Origin of the sequence: Piscirickettsia salmonis LF-89 = ATCC VR-1361, assembly GCF_000297215.2 — a bacterium.
Lineage (GTDB): Bacteria > Pseudomonadota > Gammaproteobacteria > Piscirickettsiales > Piscirickettsiaceae > Piscirickettsia > Piscirickettsia salmonis.
This window is the reverse complement of sequence record NZ_AMFF02000093.1, coordinates 7,018-11,434: the sequence shown is the minus strand read 5'-3', so window position 1 is coordinate 11,434 and position 4,417 is coordinate 7,018. Positions and strand designations below refer to the sequence as shown.

Genomic DNA, 4,417 nt, shown 5'->3' with positions numbered 1-4,417 from the left:
TTCGCAACAGTGCCCTCGTTACGCTTGCTACAGACCTACGGCCTTTCGCAACTCCTCTCTGCTAAAAATCCTCACCTACCTCGGCCTACTCACCCCGTGCCTTGCACTCCTTGGCTCGCAGCGTTTGCACCAAACTGAATTTTCACCTACGTTTAATTTAAGTTATAAATTTTTGTTAGTTTGCTAAATTATGTTTAACTCTAGCTATAAATTATTCTTTGCAACAACTAAACTGTTGTGGGTTTCTCAGGTGTTGATTTCTATCAATGCTGCACCAAGTAATACCTCTGTGATTGATGCAACTGTATCTGATGATGTTACTGTGACTGAGTCTGGCCTTTTTGGTAGTACAGTGATAAGCAGATCGCCGATTGATTTTGACTCAAACTCTCAAACATCAAATTCTGCTGGAGTGACATTACAAGCTGAGGATACAGTGAAAATTACGGTAGATACGGGCACACAAGTGGATCCAACAAATATCAATGTTAATGTGAATTTGGCTACTTTAGGAGTGGGTAAAACTTTGACTGGAGGCCGTGGTCTTGGTCCGATTACTAGTCCCACTCATGGTGGAGGTGGTGCTGCCGTCGATCTTCGTGTGAACGCGGATGTGTACACGAATATTAGTATTAAATCTAATGCCACTGGAGGAATTAATGCTTTTGGAGATGATAGTAGTACCGGTGATGGCATTTCTGGAAGTAGTCAATCGGCAAACTCTGCTGTTAATTTAACCATCTTTGCAGGGAGTAGTTCGTCTAATTTTACAGAAAACACTGTAAATATCTCTGGAAATATGATCGGTGGATCTGGAGGAAATGGTGGTAATTCCACCTTTGTTACAGGTAGTGGTGGCGTTGGAACTAACGGTAACAATGCAATTGTTGCCAATTTATTTGAAAATACGTTAACACATTTTTTAGTATCGGGGAATCTAACAGGTGGTAATGGTGGTAATGGTGGCTCTACAACAGGCTCTGGTACTTCAGGTAATGCAGGTGATGGAGAAGAGGCTTTTTATTTAAGCTCTCCAGCTAAAAATAGCACAGTGATTTTTGATATTGGTAAAAACGCTAACGGTAATATTATACCAGTAACCGTTAAAGGCGGGAGCGGCGGTACATCGCCTTCTAATCCAGGGGGTATTGGTTCTTATCGAGCGGGAATGGTTTTATTTTTGGGTGATGCTGGAAATATTGGTAGTGTTACATTAAATGTGCATAAGGGCTCAACCATAGCACCTGGAGATACAGGCGTTAATGCGGGAATGAGAAGCGCTAGCCTTTATCAAGTCCCAGGATCAAATATCATTAGCCAAGTGAATAATGATGGTTCAATTACAAATGGTATTGACTTTTCTTCTTCCTTACAAGCTGATGTTATCACCAATAATGAAAGTGGTGTAATCTCTGGAGTGTCTTATACAGGGCTAGGCGATGATAACTTAACAAACTCAGGAACGATAGAATCTATCGACCTTGGTTTTGGTGATGATATAGTAACTAACTTAACGGGTGGAGAAATATCACAAAATCTACTGACTGGAGCAGGCAGTGATATCGTCACAAATTCAAGTGAATTATCTGGCACAACGAATTTAGGAGCAGGTGATGACTTACTTGAAATTAAAGCAGGCAGTGTTGGTTCAATTGAAGGAGGAACGGGGACAGATACTCTCAATATAGTTAACTCAGTATCTACCGCATATATTAATGAAAATTGTGAATTTGCTAGTGGCTTTGCAACTTTAGGAAGCAATAATTGTAGCAAAGAAGTTGCAATAGCGAATGTAGAAACCATTAATGTGAATAGTCATAGAATATCTATTAATGGAGCCATAGAAAATACAACAACATTATCAGTGAATCAGGGAGCCATTCTTTATTTGAATGCTATTAAAAATAACCAACTTTCGAAAGCTCAAGTAACTCAATTAAATAATATGGGCTCACTTTATTTAAACTCAGATGTGGATGGCGCTATAAACACGATAGGAAACAGTTCCTTGATATTAAATGAAAAAGATAATAAAGCTAGAAAAGTTACAACTTTTACAGCTACTATTAATAGCAATGGTATTCCGAGCATTCAAAGTGGTTTTTATAATGACGATGGCAGTGCAAAGCTCTATGCTTTAACAGCAACGTCATCTACGATTAATATCGTAAATAGTACTGGAGGCAGTGAAAAATATATTAATTATGTGATTGATCTTAGAAGTGAAGATGTTGACCAATTTGCTAAAAATGGCACAGAGTACCCTATTTTAAATGGTATATCTTCGAGCAATCACGATAATTTAGAAGCTACTAATTTTAATAACAACATCAGCTATATTAATAGCAGTGGTAGTATGGTAAGTCAACTGCCATTAGTTGATTTTTTTTCAAGACCTGGTTCAGGGGATAACAGTGGTAGTGTTGTATTGGTTGCTAAAGTAAAAAGCACCTGTGATTTTATTGAAGATGCAGGAACAGGGGGGTTAGCGAATCTATGTGGTAGCATTGATAGATTATCCAATACTTATAGTAATTCTGATGAGAATATAAGGAGAAGAGTACTTGAAAAAACACCTGTACTTACATCCATTCCTTCAAATGTTAATACGGTTTATTTAGATAAAGTGCTTGTTGCTAAACAAAATACGTTCCGTACAGGTTCGAGTACCTCTCAATCTGGAGTAAGTACCGGAGCAAAGGCAGTGGATCGGTTTTCTCCTTGGATTGATGCATATGCGGCGCATGAAAAAGAGGATCCTGTGGAAGGTTATGATGGGTACAGTCATTCGATTAAAGGGGTCTCCTTTGGTGTAGATTATAATGCGATCGATAAGTTTGGTCTTTTTGTTAGCTATAGTGAGAATAAGTTTTCTACGAAAATTACCGGTTCTTCTATTAAAAGCAATTCTTATGGTCTAACCTTGTTTTTAGAAAAGCCATTTAAGACTTTTGATTACTATGCGAGCTTGTCTTATTTTTATAATGACTTTGATAATGAGCGGCGCGATGTATCTAAAAGCGTAAACTCATTCAAATCATCATTTTCAAATCATTCACTGTTGTTTAATAGTAAACTACTCTACAATATTTATGATCAATCTTCTTATAGCTATGATTTAACATTACTTTTAGATATGGATTATATACAGATCATGGGATATGACTACCAAGAGAGCTACCTTAATTTAGGTGGGCAAACAGTTCAATCTGACACATGGCATCAATTGAACTTTGGTGCCGGTTTCTTAATTTCTAAAAGGATAAACCTGCTTAATGGTGTTATAACTCCTACTGCAAGTGTGAGGGTGCAATATTCAGTACTCAACGACCCGAATAGTATGAATGTCTCGTCAGTTGATTTTCCGGGCTTTATTCAAGTGCAGTCCGCAAACACTAAAAAAATCCAATATGATTTAGGAATAGCTTTAAAATACGAGTATAAAAAAAATATGGAAATAGATTTAGAGTATAATTCTATCTGGGATAATTCAAGAAAAGAAGTCGTATCTTTGGTAGCAAAATATAGATTTTAAGGCCTTGACTCTGGGTTGGCCCAAACCCTCTACTATGCCGCTTTCAACATGCTCGGCAATGCCTTCCTAGAGCGCTTTGCATGTGGCATATTCTTCAGAAGCTCCTCAAATAAATCTCTATGTTTTTGCTCATAAAATCTTTCAGCCGCAGTGGTATCATCATCTCGTTTTATAAAATAATTATGTAGGACCGTTAATACTTTTAACTTCCGATCTGAAATTTTATGTAGCCCATGATGTCGGAGGGATAGGTAGCCATTTCGACCCTCTACACAAGAGCTCGATCGTTGAAATACATTGGCACAGTTAAGGGCTTCTGCTCTTAATTTTCTTTGGTCTTCCTCAGTCTGATCAAGCCACGCTTTATTTTTTTTTAACTTGGTTTCAAGCTCATATGCTACAGACCTAATATGTGCTCGGTTTTCTGCTCCCTTAGCCTTCTTTTCCGCTTGTCTTAGATATGCGACTGGGATTAATATTTCTCGCATAACTAAATCAAGGTCGTCACCCAAACCAAGGGATAAAATCCACGCACCAATTGTTGCAAAATAAAATGACATTGTTCCCACAAGTGATGGAATCAATTTTTTTGATTTCTGTATCTTTTCTTTGCCAGTTTCCTTTAGTTCGGTATCTGCAGTAGATTCAATATCATTAAAGCTTTGATTTAAAGTTGGGCACTGTTGCAAAAAATTTAGATTTGAGTAGGGTGTAGCAATCAACGGAAGTTAAGAGTGAATTGCTGTGGTAAAACGTAAACGATTTAAGAAGAATCAACCCTTTAAATGGAAGCATTATTCCGGTGAGATCATTCTTTGGCTGGTGCGTTGGTATGGCCGCTATGCCTTATCTTACCGTGATCTCAAAGAAATAGCAGCTGAA

The 4,417-nt window shown here is 37.7% G+C and carries 2 protein-coding genes and 1 pseudogene; 2 read left to right on the top strand and 1 reads right to left on the bottom strand.

The annotated features are described in order from the left end of the window. The first annotated feature begins 250 nt into the window (after positions 1-250). Positions 251-3,535 carry an autotransporter outer membrane beta-barrel domain-containing protein gene (locus C200_RS09610; RefSeq protein WP_161625474.1) on the top strand — a complete coding sequence of 1,095 codons (3,285 nt, stop codon included), beginning with the start codon at positions 251-253 and terminating at the stop codon, positions 3,533-3,535. Positions 3,536-3,567: 32 nt separating this feature from the next. Here the strand turns inward: C200_RS09610 and C200_RS09605 are convergent, their stop codons facing one another. Then, a complete protein-coding gene (locus C200_RS09605; protein ID WP_144019196.1) occupies positions 3,568-4,224 on the bottom strand; it encodes a DUF6399 domain-containing protein in 657 nt (218 codons plus the stop codon). A gap of 55 nt (positions 4,225-4,279) precedes the next feature. Here C200_RS09605 and C200_RS14250 point away from each other — a divergent pair. Beyond that, positions 4,280-4,417: pseudogene (locus tag C200_RS14250) on the top strand (IS6 family transposase); the annotation flags it as partial.